The organism is Sphingopyxis sp. KK2 (genome assembly GCF_001990265.1).
GTDB lineage: Bacteria > Pseudomonadota > Alphaproteobacteria > Sphingomonadales > Sphingomonadaceae > Sphingopyxis.
On sequence record NZ_LYVN01000213.1, the window covers coordinates 1 to 4,519 of the forward strand.

Annotated in this window: 5 protein-coding genes; all 5 read left to right on the top strand. The window is 66.9% G+C overall.

The features are described 5' to 3' along the window. Window positions 1-899: patatin-like phospholipase family protein (locus tag B1A78_RS20500; RefSeq protein WP_077148722.1), on the top strand; the 899-nt coding region annotated here is incomplete at its 5' end. 27 nt (window positions 900-926) lie between these two features. Further along, complete coding sequence (locus B1A78_RS20505; RefSeq protein ID WP_077148723.1) at window positions 927-1,712, top strand: 3-hydroxybutyrate dehydrogenase; 786 nt, start codon at window positions 927-929, stop codon at window positions 1,710-1,712. A 238-nt stretch (window positions 1,713-1,950) separates the two neighbouring features. After that, window positions 1,951-2,607: a DUF4893 domain-containing protein gene (locus B1A78_RS20510; protein WP_077148724.1), complete on the top strand. Its 657-nt coding sequence runs from the start codon at window positions 1,951-1,953 to the stop codon at window positions 2,605-2,607. 20 nt (window positions 2,608-2,627) lie between these two features. Continuing rightward, window positions 2,628-3,953 (top strand): amidohydrolase, encoded by a 1,326-nt coding sequence (locus B1A78_RS20515; protein WP_144037938.1) that lies wholly within the window; start codon window positions 2,628-2,630, stop codon window positions 3,951-3,953. Window positions 3,954-4,155: 202 nt separating this feature from the next. After that, on the top strand, window positions 4,156-4,519 hold a 364-nt coding region (locus B1A78_RS20520; protein WP_218668015.1), incomplete at its 3' end, for a hypothetical protein.

Genomic DNA, 4,519 nt, shown 5'->3' on the forward strand with positions numbered 1-4,519 from the left:
CGCCCGACAATGACTGGGCGCGCGAGTGGAACCATCTCGCGGCGGCGGGGCAGGTGATGGCGTTCGGGGTGCCGGGTTTCTTCGCGCCGCGCTGGCCGCCGCCTGCGCTCGCCGAACGGCAGACGCCGGGGGCGGTGAGCTATTACGACACCGCGCCGCTGGTGGCGACGCTCGACCGGCTGGTCGACTGGGACCGGCTGAACGACGGGCATGTCCGGCTGTCGGTCGGCGCGGTGGCGGTCGAGACGGGGAATTTCCGCTATTTCGACACCAAGAGCGAGCGCATCGACGCGCGGCATATCCTCGCGTCGGGCGCGTTACCGCCGGGGCTGCCGCCGGTCGAGATCGACGGGAGCTGGTATTGGGACGGCGGCCTCGTGTCGAACACCCCGCTCGAGCATGTCGTCGAGGCGGCGGACGAGGATATGCTGGTGTTCCAGGTCGACCTGTTCCCGGCGCGCGGCGAGCGGCCGCACGACCTGGAAGAAGCCTGGTCGCGCGAGAAGGATATCCGCTATTCGAGCCGGACGCGGCGGATTTCGGACGGGTTGGTGCGGCGGCGCAAGGAGCATCGGGCGATCGACCGGATGTTGGCTAAGTTGCCGCCTGACGTGAGGGCGCTGCCCGAGGTGAAGGCGGTCGAGCGGATGGTCGATTGCAAGGCGCTGAATGTTGTGCAGCTGGTGCATAACCCCTTGAAATGGCAGACGGGTGCCCGCGATTTCGAATTCTCGCGCGCGGCGGTCGAGGCCAATTGGGCGCAGGGCCGCGAGGCGGTCGAGGCGGCGATGAAGGACGGTCATCTGCTCGCCGAAAGTATCGCCGAGGGCCGGTCGGAAAGCTTCGCGGTGCAATCGGGCGGCCTCGTCCCGAAGAAGGCGACTGAAAATACAGGGTAAAATCTCCCCCCAACAAAGGACAAGATCATGCATCTTCAAGGCAAGACCGCGCTCGTCACCGGCTCGACGTCGGGCATCGGGCTGGGCATCGCCAAGGCGCTCGCGGCGGCGGGCGCGAACATCATCATCAACGGCTTCGGCGACGCCGACGCGATCGAGGCCGAACGCGCCGCGCTCGCGGTGCTGAACGGCGGCAAGGCGGTCTATGACGGCGCCGACCTGACCAAGCCCGACGCGATCGCGGAGATGTTCGCGCGCGCCGACAAGGATCTGGGCGGGGTCGACATCCTGGTGAACAATGCCGGCATGCAGTTCGTCGCGCCGATCGAGGATTTCCCGCCCGAGAAATGGGACATGATCATCGCGCTGAACCTGACCGCGTCGTTCCACACGATCCGCCACGCGGTGCCCGGCATGCGCAAGAAGGGGTGGGGGCGGATCATCGGCACCGCGTCGGCGCACTCGCTCGTCGCGAGCCCGTTCAAATCGGCCTATGTCACCGCGAAGCATGGCCTCGCGGGGCTGACCAAGACCGTCGCGCTCGAGGTCGCCGATGCGGGGATCACGGTGAACTGCATCAGCCCGGGCTATGTCTGGACGCCGCTGGTCGAGAACCAGATTCCCGACACGATGAAGGCGCGCAAGATGACGCGCGAACAGGTCATCAACGACGTGCTGCTCGCGGGGCAGCCGACGAAGAAATTCGTGACGGTCGAACAGGTCGCGGCGCTGGCGGCGTTTCTGACGCGCGACGAGGCGGAGAATATCACCGGTGCGAATCTGAGCGTCGATGGCGGGTGGACGGCGGCTTAGAGCTCCTTCTCCCACTGGGAGAAGGATACGCAGCCTTGCGCCGCAGGCGCTAGGCGGAGTTGGATGAGGGTGTCGGCGGTCGCGGGCATCCGCAGGCGGCGATCCCCTCACCCAGCTTCGACTAGGCAGCAAGCTGCCAAGCCTTCGCAACCCTCTCCCGACGGGAGAGGGGGCATGGCCTTGAGCATTTTCCTTCGCACCCCTAAGGTTAACCACGAACCGGACTGGAGAGACGGATATGCGGGGTCGCCAAATTTTCATCATCGCGGCGCTGGCGTTGCCGGCGCTCGCCGCGTGCAAGTCGGTGCAGGCGGTGCCGTCGATGCCGCCGTCGGCGGCCGACGTGCCCGCCGAGGAGGGCTGGCGCGCGACCGCGACCGACCAGGACAAGGCGCGCATCCGCGGCTGGTATTCGAGCTGGGAGGCCGCGCTGTCCGACGCGCGTGCGAAGGGTTTCGGGGCGCAGGTCGACCGCGAGGGCATCTTGCTGCACCCGACCGCGGCGCTGCCAAATCCGCACTTGCCCGCGGGCGATTATCGATGCCGGACGATCAAGGTCGGGGCGAAGAGCGGCGGTACTTTGGGCTATATCGCCTATGGCTGGTTCCGCTGCCGCGTGTCGGCCGAACAAGGGATTTCGAGCCTGGTCAAGTTGTCGGGGTCGCAGCGCCCCGTCGGGCTGATCTTTCCCGACAATCTGACGCGGCAGGTCTTCCTCGGCACGCTCGAACTCGGCGACGAGAAGCTCGCGGTCAATTATGGCAGCGACCGGATGCGCGACATGGCGGGGCTGGTCGAGCGGATCGGCGACAATCGCTGGCGGCTGGTGCTGCCCGCCCCGGCCTATGAGAGTTTGCTCGACGTGATCGAACTGGTGCCCGACACCGCGAAATGATTTGAAGACAGGGGATTAAGATGCGGATTTTGTTGGCGGGCGTTGCGGCCCTTGCTTTGTCGATGCCCGCGGCGGCGCAGCAGGCCGACCCGGCGATCCAGGCCGAGATCAAGAAGGATATGCCGTCGCTGATGGCGATCTATGCCGATCTGCACGCCAACCCCGAACTCAGCTTCATGGAGGTGCGATCGGCGGGCATCCTCGCCGCCGAGGCGCGCAAGCTGGGCTTCAAGGTCACCGAAAAGGTCGGCGGCACCGGCATCGTCGCGGTGATGGAGAACGGCCCCGGCCCGGTCGTGCTGCTACGCGCCGACATGGACGGGCTGCCGGTGATCGAACAGACCGGGCTGCCCGGCGCGTCGAAGGTCCGCGTGACCACGAAGGAAGGCGTCGAAACCGGCGTGATGCATGCGTGCGGGCACGACACGCATATGACCGCCTGGGTCGGCGTCGCGCGGCGCATGGCCGCGAACAAGGCCAAATGGTCGGGCACGCTGGTGATGATCGGCCAGCCCGCCGAGGAACGCGGCGCGGGCGCGCGGATGATGCTCGAGGACGGGCTCTATACGCGCTTTCCCAAGCCGCAATATGCCCTCGCGTTCCATGACGCGGCGCAGTTTCCGGCGGGGCAGATCGGCTATACGCCGGGCTATGCGCTCGCCAATGTCGACAGCGTCGATATCCTGGTGAAGGGGGTCGGCGGGCACGGCGCCTATCCGCAGACGACGAAGGACCCGATCGTGCTGGCGAGCCGCATCGTCGGCGCGCTGCAGACGCTCGTGTCGCGCGAGATCAGCCCGCTCGACAGCGCGGTGGTGACCGTCGGCAGCTTCCACGCGGGTGCCAAGCACAACATCATCTCGGACGAGGCGAAGCTGCAACTGACGGTGCGCAGCTATTCGGACGAGGTGCGCAATCACCTGCTCGACGGCATCGCGCGCATCGCGAAGGGCGAGGCGATCGCGGCGGGCATGCCCGAGGACCGGATGCCGGTGGTGACGGTGCAGCGCGACGAATATACGCCCGCGACGTTCAACACGGTCGATTTTACCGAGGAAATGGCGGCGTATCTGAAAAGGCAGTTCGGCGAGGCGCGCGTGACCAAGATGCCACCGGTGATGGGCGGCGAGGATTTCAGCCGCTATTCGCGCGACGCGAACAAGGATGTGAAGAGCCTGATCATCTGGGTCGGCGGCGTCCCGCGCGCCGAATATGAAGCGGCGAAGAAGGAAGGCCGGACGCTGCCGAGCCTGCACTCGCCCTTCTGGGCGCCCGAGGCGGACACGGTGATCTCGACCGCGACCGAGGCGCTGACGGGGATGGCGATGAAGCTGATGGGGAAGTGAGGACACGAGCCCATCGCCGATTGGAAGACTGCAAGGCGTCGCCAATAGGCTCCCGCCACCCCGGCGGTGAAACACGGAGCCTGTCTTGCTTCTTTGAACGCAAATTCATTGCAAGCACTCCCGGCAAGTGCGACTATCCGCCATTGAACCACGTGATTTCCGACCGATAATTTGATCGGTTGGCCATTGATCGGGAGGCAGGATGTACCAGTCTGCCAAGCGTTCGACCTTGCGAGCCACGCGCCGCGCTGCGCCTGCGGTGACGCCGAGGCTCGCCCAGTCGGGGCGACCCTTCGCGTCACTCTCCGGCATTCCGGCGCGGCCTGCCATACAGCGCAAGCTGGTGGTCGGTTCGGCCAATGATCCCGCCGAACTGGCCGCCGACCGGAGGGCGGATGCCGTGATGTCCATGGCGGAGCCGGCGCCCCGCGCCGCGGCGCAGGCCGGCAGCACGGCCGCTGCCGACACCATCCGGCGAAAATGCCAGGAGTGCGGCGAGGACGAGAAGGACATCGTCCGGCGCCAGCCCATGTCCGGCGCCGCCGCACCGGCGGCCGCGCCGCCAG

Coding starts and splice junctions, on each gene's coding strand:
- B1A78_RS20505 (WP_077148723.1), top strand. CDS start 927: ATGCATCTTCAAGGCAAGACCGCGCTCGTCACCGGCTCGACGTCGGGC.
- B1A78_RS20515 (WP_144037938.1), top strand. CDS start 2,628: ATGCGGATTTTGTTGGCGGGCGTTGCGGCCCTTGCTTTGTCGATGCCC.
- B1A78_RS20510 (WP_077148724.1), top strand. CDS start 1,951: ATGCGGGGTCGCCAAATTTTCATCATCGCGGCGCTGGCGTTGCCGGCG.